This is a genomic window from Kineothrix sp. MSJ-39 (genome assembly GCF_018917935.1).
In the GTDB taxonomy this organism is placed as follows: domain Bacteria; phylum Bacillota; class Clostridia; order Lachnospirales; family Lachnospiraceae; genus CAG-194.
In genome coordinates, this window is record NZ_JAHLPN010000001.1 from 347,175 (window position 1) to 363,230 (window position 16,056).

Genomic DNA, 16,056 nt, shown 5'->3' on the forward strand with positions numbered 1-16,056 from the left:
CCCCAACAAAACAATTACTTAACTAACCCATTTTAGATCTGTGCGATATCGATCAGTGTCAGTTTCTTTGCATCTGTATTTTCCAGACTGGTCAGAAGGGCATTCGCCGTATCCAGACTGGTCAGACAGTTGACACCTGTTTCGATCGCGGTACGACGGATCAAGAATCCGTCTCTTGATTTGTCACGTCCCTGTGTCGGTGTGTCGATGACCAGATCGATCTTATGACCGAGCAGCAGATCCATTACGGTAGGTGATTCCTGATGGATCTTGTTTACCTTTCTGGCGTTGACACCTGCTTCCTTCAAAGCATTTGCCGTAGAACGTGTTGCATAGATCGTATAACCGAGCTTCTCAAACCGGCGTCCGATCTCGATTGCTTCTCCCTTATCCGCATCCTTTACGGTGATGATCATCTGCTTGTATTTCGGCAGATCCACACCTGCTCCGAGGAATGCTTTGTAAAGTGCTTCATTAAATGTCTTTGCAATACCTAAGCATTCACCGGTTGACTTCATTTCAGGTCCTAAGGAAATCTCCGCACCACGGATCTTTTCAAAGGAGAATACCGGCATCTTGATCGCAAAGTAATCGGCTGCAGGCTGCAGACCCGGTTCGTAACCCAGATCACGGATCTTCTTACCCATAATAACTTCCGATGCCAGATCTACGATCGGAATACCTGTGACTTTGCTGATGTATGGCACTGTTCTGGAAGAACGAGGATTTACTTCAATGACATAAACCTCATCTCCGACAGAAATAAACTGGATATTGATGAGTCCGATAACATGCAGCGCCTTTGCCAGTCTGCGGGAGTACTCGGCGATCGTCTCTTTTACCTTTTCGCTGACTGTCGGTGCAGGATAAACGGAAATACTGTCACCGGAATGGACACCTGTTCTTTCGATGTGCTCCATAATACCCGGGATCAGGATATCTGTACCGTCACATACCGCATCTACTTCCAGCTCCTTACCCATTAAATATTTATCGACAAGGATCGGATGCTCCTGTGTATACTGGTTGATGACTGCCATAAATTCCTCGATCTCCGCATCGGAAATCGCGATCTGCATACCCTGACCGCCAAGTACGTAGGAAGGTCTGACAAGCACCGGATAGCCCAATCTATTGGCAACCTCTTTGGCTTCTTCTGCTGTAAAGACTGTTCCGCCCGCGGCTCTCGGAATACCGGTCTGCTCTAAGATCTCATCAAATAACTCTCTGTCCTCTGCCGCATCGACATCTTCTGCCTTTGTACCAAGGATCGGAACACCCATCTTCATCAGATCTTCTGTCAGCTTGATGGCTGTCTGTCCACCGAACTGTACCACTGCGCCGTCCGGCTTTTCGATGTTTACGATATTTTCCACATCTTCTGCTGTCAACGGCTCGAAATACAGCTTATCAGCGATATCAAAGTCCGTGCTGACCGTTTCCGGGTTGTTATTTACGATGATCGTTTCATAACCGGCTTTGGCAAATGCCCACGTTGCATGTACGGAACAGAAGTCAAATTCGATACCCTGACCGATACGGATCGGACCGGAACCGAGTACCAGCACCTTCTTGCGGTCGTTTGTCTCGATTGCTTCATTCTCTCCGCCATATACACTGTAGTAATATGGTGTGGCAGCTTCAAACTCTGCTGCACAAGTATCTACCATCTTATAAGAAGCTACGATACCATTATCATAACGCATCTTCTTGATCTCTTCCACACTCTTTCCTGTCAGACGGGAAATAACCGTATCCGGGAATTCGATTCTCTTTGCTTCACGTAACAGATCTACTGTCAGAGGACCTTTTTCCAGGGCATCTTCCATTTCAACCAGGATTGCCAGTTTATCGATGAACCAGTGATCCACCATAGTGATCTCATGGATCTCATCATAGCTGACACCCTTTCTGAGCGCTTCCGCAATGACGTAGATTCTCTGGTCGTCTACGATCTTTAACCGCTCGATCAGTTCTTCCTTTGTCAGCTCTGTGAAATCATAGCTGCGCAGGCAGTCCACATGCTGCTCCAAAGAACGGAGTGCTTTCATGAGGGCACCTTCAAAGTTGGTGCAGATACTCATAACCTCACCGGTTGCTTTCATCTGGGTTGTCAGGGTACGCTTTGCCGTAATGAACTTATCAAACGGAAGTCTCGGTACTTTTACAACACAGTAGTCCAGTGTCGGTTCAAAACTTGCGTAAGTCTTGCCTGTGATCGCATTTTTGATCTCATCGAGTGTATAACCGAGTGCGATCTTTGCAGCAACCTTGGCGATCGGATATCCTGTCGCTTTGGAAGCCAGCGCGGAAGAACGGCTTACACGCGGGTTTACTTCGATAACGCAATATTCAAAGCTGGTCGGATGCAGTGCAAACTGTACGTTACATCCACCTGTGATCTTTAATTCGTTGATGATGTTCAGTGCTGAAGTACGCAGCATCTGATATTCCTTATCGGAAAGTGTCTGGGAAGGTGCTACTACGATACTGTCACCTGTATGGACACCGACCGGATCGATATTTTCCATATTACATACGGTGATGCAGTTTCCTGCACTGTCTCGCATTACTTCGTACTCGATCTCTTTCCAGCCACTGATACATCTTTCTACCAGAACCTGTCCGACACGGGAAAGACGCAGACCGTTTTCAAGAATGCTTTCAAGCTCTGCCAGATTATGTGCGATACCACCACCGGAACCGCCCAGTGTATATGCAGGACGCAGTACGACCGGATAACCGATCTTATTGGCAAAATCCACACCATCCTGAATGTTTTCTACGAGAAGGGATGGTGCACACGGCTCACCGATACGCTCCATCAGATCTTTAAATTCCTGTCTGCCTTCTGCATTACGGATCGTTTCTGCGGTTGTACCGAGAAGTGTCACGCCGTGGCTGTCCAGAAAACCTGATTCTGCAAGCTCCATACCAAGGTTCAGACCTGCCTGCCCACCCATGTTCGGCAGTAAGCTGTCCGGTTTTTCCTTTTCAATGATCTGCTTGATCACATCTACCGTCAACGGCTCGATATAAACCTTGTCGGCAATATTTTTATCTGTCATGATCGTCGCCGGGTTGGAGTTTACCAGAATAACCTCCACGCCTTCCTCTTTCAGGGAGCGACATGCCTGTGTACCGGCATAATCAAATTCTGCTGCCTGTCCGATCACGATCGGGCCGGAGCCGATTACCATAACTTTTTTTACATTTGGATTCTTAGGCATTTGCATTCTCCTCCATCATCGTAATAAATCGGTCAAATAAATAGCCGGAGTCCTGTGGTCCCGGGCAAGCCTCAGGATGGAACTGCACGGTGAATATATTCTTTCCTGTATAGCTGAGTCCTTCACAGGTGCCATCATTAACATTGACAAAAGCAGGTGTTGCGACCTTCGGATCCAGCTTATCCATATCTACCACATAGCCATGGTTCTGTGAGGAAATGTAAACGCGTCCGGTAGAAAGATCCTTGACCGGATGATTGCCTCCTCTGTGTCCGTATTTCATTTTAAATGTATCCGCTCCCGTTGCAAGTGCCATGAGCTGATGTCCCAGGCAGATCGCAAAGATCGGAATATCTGTATCATAAAGCTTTTTAATCTCGGCGATAATGGAAACACATTCCTTCGGATCGCCAGGTCCGTTACTAAGCATAATGCCGTCCGGATGATCGTTGATGATCTCCTCTGCTGTTGTCAGAGCCGGATATACGGTGACATCACAGCCTCTCTGTGCCAGTGATCTGGCAATATTCTTTTTCGCACCCAGATCAAGGAGTGCTACCTTCTTGCCTTTTCCGTTCAGTTCGTGTACCAGAGAAGGTCTCATTTCCTTCTCTCCCGTATAAACGGCGCTGCCTGAGATCGGTCCGTTTTCTTCCAGCGTCTCAGAGCCCTTGCACATATATTTCTGATCACAGGTGACCTTTTCTACTACTTTTCCTGTGGTATAAGCTTTCATCTTTTCTGTCAGTGCTGCCAGATCATAATGCTCATCTGTTGTAATGCAGCCGTTCATCGTTCCCTTTTCACGTAAGATCTTTGTCAGGGCTCTTGTATCGATCCCTGCAATTCCCGGTACATCGTTTGCTTCCAGAAATTCCTGGATCGTAATATCGCTGCGGAAATTACTTGGGATCCGGGATAATTCTCTGACGATAAATCCATCCGGCCACGGCTTATTGGATTCCATATCTTCTTTACAGATCCCGTAATTACCGATCAGCGGATAGGTCATACAAACTGCCTGTCCTGCATAAGACGGATCTGTCAGTACTTCCAGATAGCCTGCCATTGATGTGTTAAATACAATCTCACTAATGATTTCTTTGTCAGCGCCGATATGAGTTCCCTCAAAAACGGTGCCATCTTCCAAGATTAAAAAAGCTTTCATAGTCTCACCTGTTCATCCTTTCGCATAATCGTTTTATTATAGCATACAAATTTTTCGCATTCAACCTCGCTCATGCAATGTTTTTTATTTATTTTATACCTAAACTTGACTTTACGTTCTATTTCCCTATTGTAACTTCTTTCATTCTATTTTAAAATAGGAAACAGGAACTTATTGACTATTATACCATATAACAGGAGATTTCAATGAACGAAAACTTATTACAGGTAAAAGCTGAGATCACAAAGGTACTGCGTGGCAAAGAGGACTGTATCGACCAGATCCTGTGCTGCATGCTGGCAGGCGGGCACATCCTGCTGGAAGATATTCCGGGTGTCGGAAAGACAACTCTTGCCGTTGCCCTCTCCCGTGCCATGTCTCTTCATTATAAAAGAATGCAGTTTACCCCGGATGTACTGCCGAGTGATATTCTGGGCTTTTCTTTATTAGATACCAAGACCGGCGAATTTGTCTATCGTCCGGGCGCGATCTTCACCAATATCTTTCTGGCGGACGAGATCAACCGTACTTCTCCCAAAACGCAGTCAGCACTGCTGGAAGTCATGGAAGAAGGCAGTGTCAGTGTGGACGGTGTGACCAGAAAGCTTGATGCCCCGTTTTTTGTCATCGCCACACAGAACCCGACCGGTGCTTCCGGAACCCAGAAGCTGCCCGATTCGCAGCTCGACCGTTTCTTTATCCGGCTTTCACTCGGTTATCCGGATCATACTGCTGCCACGGAAATCCTCATGGGACATTCCTCCGGCAATATGGACAGTGTACAGGCTGTTCTGACCGGCGAAACGCTTCTTGCCATGCAGAAAAAGGCAGAAGCCGTTTATACAGCCCCGGAACTGATCGATTATATTGTCACACTTACAGAAGCAACACGCGGTCATGAATATCTCCTGCAGGGCATCAGCCCGCGTGGCAGTATCGCACTTTTAAAAATGGCACGTGCTTATGCCTTTTACATGGACCGGGATTATCTCGTACCGGAGGATATCCATGCAGTCTTTTTAAGCGTCTGCTGTCACCGTGTGATCCTGAATACAAAGGCCCGTGCAGCAGGACTTTCTGCCGAAGATGTTCTGTCCAAGGTGCTGGAGAGCGTCCGTATCCCGCTGCTTTCCCCCGCCCGCTGATGTGAAAGGAAACTGCCATGCTCCGTAAAATACTTTCTGCCGCAGGATTTTTCTTTATATATCTGATCGTGATCCTGCTGGCAACCTTTTATCAGAAACCGATCTTTCTGTTTCTCCTGATGCTGCTCCTTCTGCTGCCACCGGCTTCTTATCTGGCTGTGCGGTATGCGGTCCGCCATCTGCAGCCGGAGATCACCACTTCCCTCCTGTTCGGGAAAAGCGGTGATAAAATCACGGTTTCATTCGTTTTGAAAAATCCGACTTACCTGCCACTGCCGGACTGTATGTTCCATTATACCGTCTCCTCTCCGTTTTATCCCAATGATGAAGAGTATGCGGTAAATTGTCCTGTTTATGCACATGACAGCTTTGCATTTTCCATACCGCTGACTTTCCAACGGGCAGCCTGCTATCAGATCCGCCTTACACAGATCTCGGTCTGGGATTATCTGCATTTTTTCAATTTTCATAAAGAAGATGCTTTGCAAAAAGAACTTTTCATCTTCCCGCCGGAAAATGACAGCCTGCAGTTTTCTTCTGCGGCATTTGGCGAAGGCTTTGATGAATTTGAAGAAAACGGTGCAAAGGGAAATGTCTCTTCCAATGTGACCGATATCCGGGAATATATTCCGGGCGACCGCCTGCAGAAGATCCACTGGAAATTAAGTGCCAAGATCCATAAGCTGATGGTAAAGGAGAATGAGCAGACCTCCTCCCATCAGTTTGTTTTACTGCCGGAGCTTTATCTGCCGGATCCGACGCTGCCTGTGCTGGAACAGATCTTATCCAATACGCTCACCATGGGCCGATCTCTGCTGGCAGACGGTATTACCTTCTTTTTCTGGTATTATTCGATCACCGCACAGGATTTCATGCAGTTTTACATTTTAAATGAAGACCAGCTCGAAGAAGCCTTCCGCAGCTGTTTCTATGAAACCACTTACACAGAAAACGACCTTGCACTTACTGTCCTGCAGAAAGCAGATATGGTACATGGCAGCATTTTACACGTTACTGACAAAGGAGTCGAAGATGTTATTTCGTAAAAAGAAAAAACAAGAACAGACAGAACCCGCCTATCCGTACGGATTTTCCATGGATGCCCCTGCGACATCCTGCTCCGGGCGTGCATTTGTCTGTGCCATGAAAGGCCTTTTGATCTTTGCCGCCTCCTATGGTGCGATCGGTGCAGTCATTTCAAGCTTTTCGCTCCCCTGCTATCCGGTAGCGGTTTTTGTCTGCTTTCTGCTTTTTTCCATGCTGCTTGCTTTCCTGCATTACAGCCGGTTTATCTTTAATCTGTTTTATCCGGTCATTTTTCTCATCTTTTCCTACTCCATTTTTACCTACCGCTATCAGGTAAACAGTGGATACCAGGCATTCATGGCGATCTTACAGGAAGCCTACAGCGATTACTTTGATCTGTCTATCCTGCGTGAAGCAAAGGAATATTACGCAGACCGTACCCTGACGATCACCTTTGCCGCTGTTTTCATCGGTTTTTTCCTGATCGTCCTTTTAAATATCTGTATTTCCGAATACATGAATCTGTTCTTTGTATTCCTTCTGACATTTCCGATCTTCCAGCTTGGGATCTACATTGACAAAATGCCGGCATTACCGTATTTTGTGCTGCTTTTATTTTCTTATTTTATGATCTTTCTCCTGAAACAGAGCAGACATTTCAAACTGCCCTACCGGGATAAAAAATGGACAGAATTTGCCGCGCGGCAAAAGGGAAAACAGCTTACATTCCGCTACCATGCAAGCGGCAGACTGTTTTTCCAGTTATCTGTACTGCTGTTTGCCTTTACCTGTCTGGCAGGACTTTTCTGTATTCCGTTCCTTTCCGCCTCCGGTACGAAAAGCACCAGCAAGCTGCGCGCCGGCGCAGATGCTTCCGTCAAGATCCTGACCCAGAGCGGTATCGGCGGTTTTTTCGACCGTTACAGTGCCACAGGTGGAATCAGCGAAGGAAAACTGGGCGGTGTCAGCAGTGTCCGCCCGGATTATGAAACAGATCTGACGATCACCTTCGTGCCATTCTCTTACGAGACACTTTATCTGCGGGCTTATGTCGGCGAAACCTATACCGGTTCTTCCTGGGAAGCTCCCTCCTTTGACAGACGCATTTTTGAGCGGGCTTTCGGAGACCATCTGGACGACTATGAGGAATACACTGCCTTTCTGGAAGCACGCAGGCTCCAGCATTATACAAACACGACCAAAAATGCCGGTATTTACGGCAAAATGCAGATTGAAAATGTCGATGCAAACCCGAACTGTCTGTATCTGCCTTATTATACGATCAACAATCTGTCCGTCCCATATCAGACAACGAACAGTATCGTACGCGGACAGCTTGCCAAAGGTTCTTCCATGACACTGTCCTACTATCCGCTCCTGCACAATTACTGGAACATTCCCGCACAGCCGGATGCGCTGCTAGGTGACCTTTCCGGTACAGATACACTTGCTTCTTATATCGAGTATTATGATACTTTCTGTCTGGATCATTACCTGGACTATCCGGATGATCTGCAGGACTACTTTGCGCAGCTCAGAAAAGAGATCGGGCAGGGCGAATCGCTGCCAAAGCAGATCGAACTCGTTCAGAATTATCTGGCAGACAACTACAGCTACAGCATGACGCCCGGCAGCACGCCGGCTCGGAAAGATTTCGTCTCATACTTCCTGCAGGAGCAGAAGGAAGGCTATTGTGCCCACTTTGCTTCTGCCGCTACGCTACTTCTGCGCTCTTACGGTATTCCTGCCAGATATGTGGAGGGCTACGCCGTTTCTGTTTCTGATGTATCGGAAGGTTCTACTTTACAGGACGAAACTACTTCTGACTGGTTTACCGGCAAAAATCCGATCGGAGATACCGGTGTTGTTTCCGTGAATGTAACAGATGCGGATGCCCACGCCTGGGTAGAAGTCTACCAGAAAGGGATCGGATGGGTTCCCTATGAATTTACACCGGCTTCTTCCGGCTCTGAAGAGGAGGACTCCTCCACCCTGTATTCCGACTTCTGGTCACTCTTTGCAGGTATTTTCTCGCCGAACCAGACGGCCGGTCTGCAGCAAAACGGACAGACAACCGGAAGCTCCAATGACAGTATCACAGCCAGACTGAAAAACAGCTCTTATCTGATGCCGCTCTTTGCCTTTGCCGTGCTCATCCTGCTGCTGTTACTCATTTTCATTCCGGGCAGAATGCTGTATCTCCATTACATGGCATATTGCAAATACCAAAAGGGTGATTATAAGCCGCTTTTGCTGTTGCATTACCACAGGATCTGCAGACTGCTTTCCGCACAGGGAAAAGAAACCGCCGGATTTCTCCCGGGGGATATGCAGGGACTGTTGGAAAAATGCTGTTTCTCCCAATATGGGATCACAAAAAAAGAAGCAGACGAGCTGCTTCTCTTCTTAAAACAATATAAACGAAATCACAGGTAATCTATCAGGCATGAAGCCGATGGATCAGTCTGAATACAATATCACCTTCATTGACCAGCGGATCCTTGTGTGCAAAAAAGACGATTCCATCTGTTGTCGCATGGATCTCGCTGATCACATCTCCTAAGAAAGGATCAACGATCTCTCCCATCAACTGATTATAGCGCACTTCTTCCCCCGCTTTCACACGGGAACGGAAAATACCGCCGCATGATGCATCTACATTACTCAGATTTTCCTCATAGATCACATGGGAAATGTAACCGCTGTGTCCTTCGTACTTGATGATTCCCATCCGCATCAAAAACCGCAGTACAGAAGCAACCGCCTGTCTCGCACTTGTCTCATCGATCTCATCATTTTTGTTGGTATAAACGGAAAACGCCGCCGTCATTTCATTCTGCCAGTTGTAATTCAAAGTCTTTGTATCGATCGGTCTCGGTTTTCTGACTACGACATAAGGCATACCAAACAGATTGGCAAGTGATGCGTTCTGGTAGCCTGTTTCCATCATTCTGACATGTGGAACAAATTCCCCCGTCATATAAAAAGATGCAAACTGGATTCCATAAGAATAATCCCGGATCGCACTCAGTACACCTGCAGCGATCCGCTCTGTCGTATCGCCGTAGTCCATGCCCGGGAATTTCCGGTTGATATCGGTATTATCTACCGGCCAGAACCGTTTGCCGATATTCATGCCATAATAATTGACACAGGGAATGACCATAATGCCTTTATTATTATTGATGCAGCCATTGTGCTCCAGCTCCCGCAGCGCGTGCACGAGCTGGGAACAGATATATAGCTGCTGTATTTCATTTCCACGGATCGGGCCTAAAATACAGGCCGTTTTTTCTCCTTTTTTTCCAAAATGATAGCCCCGCACCTGTAACTTTTCCCGATAAGGTGCTTCCATGGAATATATGATCTCCTCTACCATCCGTTTCTCTCCTCTGCTAAAACTCTCGCGATCAGCGCGCCTTCATAAACAAGCGGATATTCCCGCAGGGTAAACAAAATTCCGCTTCTCTTTGCCTGTATGATCTCAAGTACATCTCCGGACAAGGTACTGATGATCTTGCCGATCATATCCCCCGCTGATACAAGCTGTCCGTTTTCCATATCCGGCAGGAAAATACCTGTGGACTGTGCCCTGAAAAAGTCGATCCCGTAATCTCTTGTCAACTTGGCATTCCGGATCTCTCCGACAGGTCCCGACCAGATTCCGATCTCATGCATCAGATTAAAGATGCCTTCCGTGATCTGATCACCGAAGCTTCTTGTCACACGGTTTCCCAGCCCCATTTCCACCAAAAGAGCCGGAACACCGATCGCATTCAGACTGTTTGTCAGCGTCGCTTCATGCGCCGCGGCAGATGCATTGATCCAGATCAGATCCGCATTTAACAGGCGCGAAAAATCAACCAGATCCTTGCCATGCTCCTCACTGATCCGCACCTGTGGCATTTCCTTGACAAAAGTATCCGAAGCATGGACATCCACACAGATATCGGAACCTTTGATATCTTCAATGATCCGTGCTGCCAGCTTGTCCATCATCGTTCCCGTTGCTTCTCCCGGAAACATACGGTTCATATCCATATTCAGTTTGGGGATCATACGACCGCCCGAATCCACACCAAGCGGATTTAATGCCGGATAAACATCCACGATCCCGTTTAAATTTTCCGGATGCTCCTGGATCCGCCGGATGATCTCATAGCAGACATACTGCCCTTCCAGCTCATCTCCGTGGATTCCGGAAACAATACTGATCCTGCCGATATTCGGATTTCCCGCACCGGGCATCAGTCTCTTCTTTTGTATCTTAAGCGTCTCACCTACCGCAAGCTGATACGCCACTACTGTTTCAATCATATGCCAGACCTTTCAACCAATAATATATTTCACGGTTTACCGTTTCTTCCGTAATACCGATTGTCTCCGCACTTACCTTCAGTCCCTCCAGCACATACATCATATTCCTTGCTGCACCCAGAGGATCCTCACAGACGAAATCACCCTCTTCGACGGCGTCTTTGATCAGTTTTTCCACGATCTTGACCGACATGACAAACTGCTTGCGCATCGGATTTTCCTTCCGCGGGATCTCATTGCCAAAATAAAATTCATAATTTGCCCGCTTCAGGCTGCCTGTCCTTTTCAGGATCTCCTTTTTCTGCTCCTGTAAAAAAAGTGCCAGGATGTCCGCACTGGAAGTTGCCTTGGAAAGCGCCGGCTCCAGCTCATCATCACTCTCTTCTTTTTCCTTTTCAAGCACTGCCAGAAAAAGAGCTTTGATACTGTCAAAATACAGATACAAACCTCCCCGGCTGATCTCACAGGCTTCCACGATATCCTTCATCGTCACTGTCAGATATCCTTTCTGTGAAAAAACTTCTCTTGCTTTTTCTATGATATAATTCCGTTTCTGTACTGACTTTTCGCTCATAGATCTCCCCCCGCATTTTCCAGTGGAACATCCCAGAATTCAATGATGCTCTTTGCCTTCAGAAGCGCTCTGTAGAAAATCTGGTGCTCCACACCTTCCGTCCATAAACAGGCCTTTGTCATACCTCCAAGCGTATACTTTGATAAAATGCCGCCAAGTACATCCATCGACATGATATCCGCCTTCTCGATCTGCGCAAGCTCATCCTTATAATCACGGATCCGGTAACGCGAATAAATATAGCGGTAATTCTGATCCATAAATACGGTTGAACCAAGTTCATTTAAAAAAGCAAGCAGTGTTCCGTCATAAACCGGAAATGCCAGCGTCTTTTTATTGTCTTCCGCTTCGTAGCTTTTAGTGACATCTGCGCCACTCTTATCTGCCAGCCATGACAGATATGGCAGAAGCCGCTCTACATCAGGCTTGTACATTGCCACGATCTCATCTCTCCCCATTTTTTCCATTCCAATACCTCCCAAAAATGACACAACAATCAGTTTTATTTATTTTACCACAAAATCGAAAAAAGTACACCCTGATCCGCAAAGTATGCTATACTGTTTTTACCATGAAATTATGGAATTTTACAGAAAAGACAGGATAAGTTATGGCAGAAATTCAAATAAAAAAAGATACGATCATCTATCATAAGGATACACCCGTCCGTGCAGTCGGTATATTGATCGAAGGGAAGGTCACCATGAAACTCGCACACGGCGAGATCACATTAGAAGCAGGGGACGGTATCGGGTTTCTGGATCTGTTCCAGCTGACCCATTCCTGCGACTATATCGCGCAAACTGACGTTGTTGTCGATTCCTATCCATACCGCAGCGAAGAATCCTGCCAGCAGTTATTTGATCAGGATTCTACCCTTGCGCCCACTTTTATCTGGGCGGCTTTAAAGCAGTTCTTCCATGTGGAAGAGCTCTATTCCCTGACCAAATACCGTTGCAACGCATTATATACCGCTTTAATGGAATTTTACCGGGATTATACCAAGTTCAGCAAACAATATGCACTTCCGACCAAGCATCTGCCAGGTCTTGAGAATGTACAGCCACTGGCACTCGGCAATACGCCTTATGCCTTTTTGTCCCGTTATTATAAAGATATGGAAAATATCTGCCTGAGCGAATCGCTTGCTCCGCTGTTTGAAAGACGCGGCTTTGTGATCGGTTTTCTGCTGCGTGTCAGCCAGGATCTGCATCTGTACCTGTCAAGCTATGAGGAAATGTACGACTATATTTCCGAGCTTTCCGTCCTTTTGATCAACGAAGACCATCTGGACTTTGTCGATCTGTATACGACGATCCTTGTCACAGCCAGCCATCGCAGACAGGATATCCTGCCGATCAATGCTGCCATCAGCCGTATGTTCATCCGCGCAAAGGGTGTCAGTTCCATTGACATGGCGCTTTACAAGGAACGCTTGTCCGAATATCAGGAGCTGACGAAGGCACTGTCCCATATGCAGCAGATCAATGAAAACGATCAGGAAGCCCACGAAAAACTGGTTCTTTCCCAACTGAAAAATGCTGCGCTCCAGATCCTCGGTTATGCGCAGATGTCCGAAGAATTTTCTGCTGACTTTATGAAGGACCTGAACGCCTATAAAGCAGTGACCGATAAAAATGCCGCTTCCGATGAACTGAACCAGCTGCGCAGCAGACTCTGCACAGCATTTTATGAACTGTATACCCAGGCATTTTTTATCTCCCGCACAAAAGACATCCCTGTCATTATGAAGATGTTCTTTTATTTCGGCTTTATTGATGAAGAACTGTGCGGACAGGAAAATGCCATTTATCTCTACGATCTCGGCTCCACCTATGGCAATCGGGAAGGCACACAGGTCTATCCGTTCTATGATTATCTGGTGCTGATCTTAAACGGCGAAAAACAGCCGCACAAAAATGAATTTGATCAGGATTACGATGCCTACCTACAGACGATGCTGCGTGACAATTCCATCACACAGGCAGAATTTGATACGCTCTCTTCTGATAAGAGACAAAAGGTACAGTTTGAGCTGCGGCAATTACTGCCTGCAGGTGGCAAGGTCACTTATGGCAGACCTGCACTGTTCTGCCCACTCCTTTCCGAGCACGACTTCCTGCGTCCGGCAGAAAACTGCTGCCTGACCTTCCATGCGATCAAAGAAGCCTTGCAGAGTGTGCTTGCAGTTGATTTCAGCGCCTATTACAGAGATTATATTTATACTTCCCCGCTTCTTGCCACAACGCATGAAGTATTGCAGCAGGAAATCCTGCCCGATATTATCTTAATGCCGAATATCGGTACAAGAGGCATCCTTTGGCAGGAAATCGAGGGACATAACAGACAGACACCTGCCAGCATGCTGCTTCCGGCGATCTGCCTGTCCGACCTCCATCTGATGATGCTCCGCCTGACCGGTGAATTCCGCTGGGAAATGTGTAAACGCGTACAGGGCGCACGCTGGAACGATGTTACCGACCATTCCTTAACGAGTGAATTTTTCGATTATTTACAGTTTTACAAGAAAAACAGGGATCTTTCCGCTGATGCCAAGGAAAAATGCCATATGCAGCTTCAGAAGGCAAAGAACCGCTTTAAAGACGCTTTCATTATGGATTACATGGCATGGGTTCTCTATGAATCCGCCGGTTCTCCGCGTCTGAACAAGGTAACAAGACAGATCCTGTCCCGCTACTGTCCGTTCCCGAAGGAATACCGTGAGAAGCTGAAAACCAATCCTTTATATACCAGCTTATTTGAGCGCTATGAAAACAATAAAAAGAAGGAGCTGACGCGTATGAATAGTGTAGCCTTCCGTGCACAGCGCAACAACCACGGTCAGACACCGGAACCGCTGCTGGCACAGATCGAATATTTAGAGAAGTAAGATAAGAGGAGTTTTACATTATGAAATATGTCTGGTTGTTTATCAAAACCGTATTGCGGCTTATTTTAAAGCCGCTTTCCTTTGTGCCCGCTATTATCGTCATGTACTGCATTTTTAATTTTTCCTCCCAGAACGGGGTATCTTCCGCGCAGCTCAGCTACAAGGTCACCCATAAGCTGGTAGAAACGGTCGATACGGTCGCAGATCTGGAACTGAGTGATGCCCAGATCAATGTCTACACGGACAAATATCATTTTTATGTCCGTAAACTGGCACACTTCAGCGAATATTTTCTGTTGGCTGTGACAGTATCCTTCCCGCTCTATGTGTATGGCATGCGTGGGATCTGGCTGATGGTGTTTGCAGGCGCCTTCTGTGTGGGCTTCGCCTGCCTCGACGAATACCATCAGTCCTTTGTCGCCGGGCGAACGCCCACGAAACGCGACGTCTACATAGACAGCTGCGGCGTCTTTTTAGGGATCATTCTGACACGGATCGTAGGATTTATCGGGCGTAAGACGATCTTTGCGCCGCTGGCGAAGAAGAGGTAGGTTTTGGCTGGATAGATATGAAATACAAAACAGGAAACGACTATAAGCGCAATCTTTAAGAAAAATAATTTGTAGCTATTTCCAGTAGATTTTTTCTGAAAATCGTGTATAATATATGTGAGCAGAGATATGAATGCTGTACTTTCACACTTACTAATAAGTGTTTTTTGGCTGACGAAGCCACCATTGAAAGGATAATTTGACCGACGAGGTCTCTCTGGTTCTCCAGAGTAGGGTACGGTTAGCGCCGTACCCTTTTTTATATATAAAACTAAGGAGGTAAGCTTATTGAATGAATATCTGAAAGCACAAAACAAAACCAACCAAATAATCATCGCTAATAACTTCACCAGCAATGAACTGGATCGTTTTTCAGCATCTGATTTTCGCTGGGCAGATAACAGAACAAAACAATTCCGACACAGGCAAGTTAAAAAAGGGGAAATCTATCAGTTTGAGTTTGGCAAAAATTATAAGCCCGAAATGTCCTATGAACATAGGGGTCTAGTCATTGACGTAAAGCAAAAATTACTCTATGTTCTGCCGATTTTCTCCTATGATCCTGCAAAACATCCGGATGTCTACCACCCCACAGACAATCCCACTTCCAAGAGTGATATGTTTTTATTGAAAGCAAGTGAATTTTCATTCATCAACCATGATTCCGTATTGAAACTGAATGATATCCGAACAGTCAGTATCAATCGCATCCTTTATCAGCAAAATGGCATGATAGCTCCCATCTCTAATACATATAAACAGATCGAACAGCTCGTTTTACAAAAATATTTCCCAGGTTTTTACTATGACTACAATCAGTTTCAGCAAAAAGCGGTTTTCCTAGAAAAACAGCAAAAGGAAAATGATGCTGCCCTAAAAGAACTCACATCCAAGAACGAAGAATTAAAGGAACAAATTGCTGCATTGCAGGAACAGCTTGCCCCAAACAACAATAATCAATAATATTTAGCAGCATTCCCATTAATCTTTCAGCCAGACATTATCAGCAAGTAATCCATCCAATTAAATTGTGCCAGAGTCTGTGAAAGTTTTTCTGTAAATAGGATTTTAAGGTCTTCTATGATAAAATATAAAATCATAGGAGGCCTTATTTTATGGCAAGACAAAAGAAACCAGTACACAAAGTACAAATGA

At 46.2% G+C, this 16,056-nt stretch carries 12 protein-coding genes; 6 read left to right on the top strand and 6 right to left on the bottom strand.

All coding sequences use genetic code 11. The features are described 5' to 3' along the window. Positions 1–32 precede the first annotated feature (32 nt). Together carB and KQI22_RS01635 are read right to left on the bottom strand one after the other, a co-directional pair. Positions 33–3,230: a carbamoyl-phosphate synthase large subunit gene (carB, locus tag KQI22_RS01630; protein WP_216550329.1), complete on the bottom strand. Its 3,198-nt coding sequence runs from the start codon at positions 3,228–3,230 to the stop codon at positions 33–35. Then, a complete protein-coding gene (locus tag KQI22_RS01635; RefSeq protein WP_216550330.1) occupies positions 3,223–4,398 on the bottom strand; it encodes a carbamoyl phosphate synthase small subunit in 1,176 nt (391 codons plus the stop codon). Before KQI22_RS01635 ends, carB begins: the two co-directional genes overlap by 8 nt. Positions 4,399–4,604: 206 nt before the next feature. On the opposite strand from KQI22_RS01635, the gene KQI22_RS01640 reads away from it, so the two are divergent. From KQI22_RS01640 to KQI22_RS01650, 3 genes are read left to right on the top strand one after another with little or no spacing between them, the layout of a single operon-like run. Continuing rightward, positions 4,605–5,543 (top strand): AAA family ATPase, encoded by a 939-nt coding sequence (locus tag KQI22_RS01640; RefSeq protein WP_216550331.1) that lies wholly within the window; start codon positions 4,605–4,607, stop codon positions 5,541–5,543. 17 nt (positions 5,544–5,560) lie between these two features. After that, positions 5,561–6,589, top strand: a complete 1,029-nt coding sequence (locus KQI22_RS01645) for a DUF58 domain-containing protein (RefSeq protein ID WP_216550332.1) — start codon at positions 5,561–5,563, stop codon at positions 6,587–6,589. Further along, positions 6,576–9,005, top strand: a complete 2,430-nt coding sequence (locus KQI22_RS01650) for a transglutaminase-like domain-containing protein (protein ID WP_216550333.1) — start codon at positions 6,576–6,578, stop codon at positions 9,003–9,005. The genes KQI22_RS01645 and KQI22_RS01650 overlap by 14 nt, the downstream gene beginning before the upstream one ends. Before the next feature lie 4 nt (positions 9,006–9,009). On the opposite strand, the gene KQI22_RS01655 is transcribed toward KQI22_RS01650, so the two are convergent. From KQI22_RS01655 to KQI22_RS01670, 4 genes are read right to left on the bottom strand one after another with little or no spacing between them, the layout of a single operon-like run. Further along, on the bottom strand, positions 9,010–9,948 hold the full coding sequence (locus tag KQI22_RS01655) for a M14 family metallopeptidase (RefSeq protein ID WP_216550334.1): 939 nt from the start codon (positions 9,946–9,948) through the stop codon (positions 9,010–9,012). After that, complete coding sequence (locus KQI22_RS01660) at positions 9,942–10,886, bottom strand: M14 family metallopeptidase (protein WP_216550335.1); 945 nt, start codon at positions 10,884–10,886, stop codon at positions 9,942–9,944. The genes KQI22_RS01655 and KQI22_RS01660 overlap by 7 nt, the downstream gene beginning before the upstream one ends. After that, positions 10,879–11,460 carry a TetR/AcrR family transcriptional regulator gene (locus KQI22_RS01665; RefSeq protein WP_216550336.1) on the bottom strand — a complete coding sequence of 194 codons (582 nt, stop codon included), beginning with the start codon at positions 11,458–11,460 and terminating at the stop codon, positions 10,879–10,881. Before KQI22_RS01665 ends, KQI22_RS01660 begins: the two co-directional genes overlap by 8 nt. Next, positions 11,457–11,927 carry a hypothetical protein gene (locus KQI22_RS01670; RefSeq protein ID WP_216550337.1) on the bottom strand — a complete coding sequence of 157 codons (471 nt, stop codon included), beginning with the start codon at positions 11,925–11,927 and terminating at the stop codon, positions 11,457–11,459. Before KQI22_RS01670 ends, KQI22_RS01665 begins: the two co-directional genes overlap by 4 nt. A 143-nt stretch (positions 11,928–12,070) precedes the next feature. Between KQI22_RS01670 and KQI22_RS01675 the strand changes: the two genes are divergently transcribed. The 3 genes from KQI22_RS01675 to KQI22_RS01685 all read left to right on the top strand — a co-directional run bounded on the left by KQI22_RS01675 (position 12,071) and on the right by KQI22_RS01685 (position 15,864). Further along, positions 12,071–14,350, top strand: coding sequence for a cyclic nucleotide-binding domain-containing protein (locus KQI22_RS01675; RefSeq protein ID WP_216550338.1), 2,280 nt, complete (start codon positions 12,071–12,073; stop codon positions 14,348–14,350). Between the two features lie 20 nt (positions 14,351–14,370). Further along, positions 14,371–14,901 (top strand): VanZ family protein, encoded by a 531-nt coding sequence (locus KQI22_RS01680; protein WP_216550339.1) that lies wholly within the window; start codon positions 14,371–14,373, stop codon positions 14,899–14,901. A gap of 288 nt (positions 14,902–15,189) precedes the next feature. Beyond that, complete coding sequence (locus KQI22_RS01685; protein WP_216550340.1) at positions 15,190–15,864, top strand: hypothetical protein; 675 nt, start codon at positions 15,190–15,192, stop codon at positions 15,862–15,864. Positions 15,865–16,056: the final 192 nt, after the last annotated feature.

What these genes read in the sequence shown, in the direction of transcription:
- carB (WP_216550329.1), bottom strand. Translation starts at nt 3,230, where the DNA reads ATGCCTAAGAATCCAAATGTAAAAAAAGTTATGGTAATCGGCTCCGGC.
- KQI22_RS01635 (WP_216550330.1), bottom strand. Translation starts at nt 4,398, where the DNA reads ATGAAAGCTTTTTTAATCTTGGAAGATGGCACCGTTTTTGAGGGAACT.
- KQI22_RS01640 (WP_216550331.1), top strand. Translation starts at nt 4,605, where the DNA reads ATGAACGAAAACTTATTACAGGTAAAAGCTGAGATCACAAAGGTACTG.
- KQI22_RS01645 (WP_216550332.1), top strand. Translation starts at nt 5,561, where the DNA reads ATGCTCCGTAAAATACTTTCTGCCGCAGGATTTTTCTTTATATATCTG.
- KQI22_RS01650 (WP_216550333.1), top strand. Translation starts at nt 6,576, where the DNA reads ATGTTATTTCGTAAAAAGAAAAAACAAGAACAGACAGAACCCGCCTAT.
- KQI22_RS01655 (WP_216550334.1), bottom strand. Translation starts at nt 9,948, where the DNA reads ATGGTAGAGGAGATCATATATTCCATGGAAGCACCTTATCGGGAAAAG.
- KQI22_RS01660 (WP_216550335.1), bottom strand. Translation starts at nt 10,886, where the DNA reads ATGATTGAAACAGTAGTGGCGTATCAGCTTGCGGTAGGTGAGACGCTT.
- KQI22_RS01665 (WP_216550336.1), bottom strand. Translation starts at nt 11,460, where the DNA reads ATGAGCGAAAAGTCAGTACAGAAACGGAATTATATCATAGAAAAAGCA.
- KQI22_RS01670 (WP_216550337.1), bottom strand. Translation starts at nt 11,927, where the DNA reads ATGGAAAAAATGGGGAGAGATGAGATCGTGGCAATGTACAAGCCTGAT.
- KQI22_RS01675 (WP_216550338.1), top strand. Translation starts at nt 12,071, where the DNA reads ATGGCAGAAATTCAAATAAAAAAAGATACGATCATCTATCATAAGGAT.
- KQI22_RS01680 (WP_216550339.1), top strand. Translation starts at nt 14,371, where the DNA reads ATGAAATATGTCTGGTTGTTTATCAAAACCGTATTGCGGCTTATTTTA.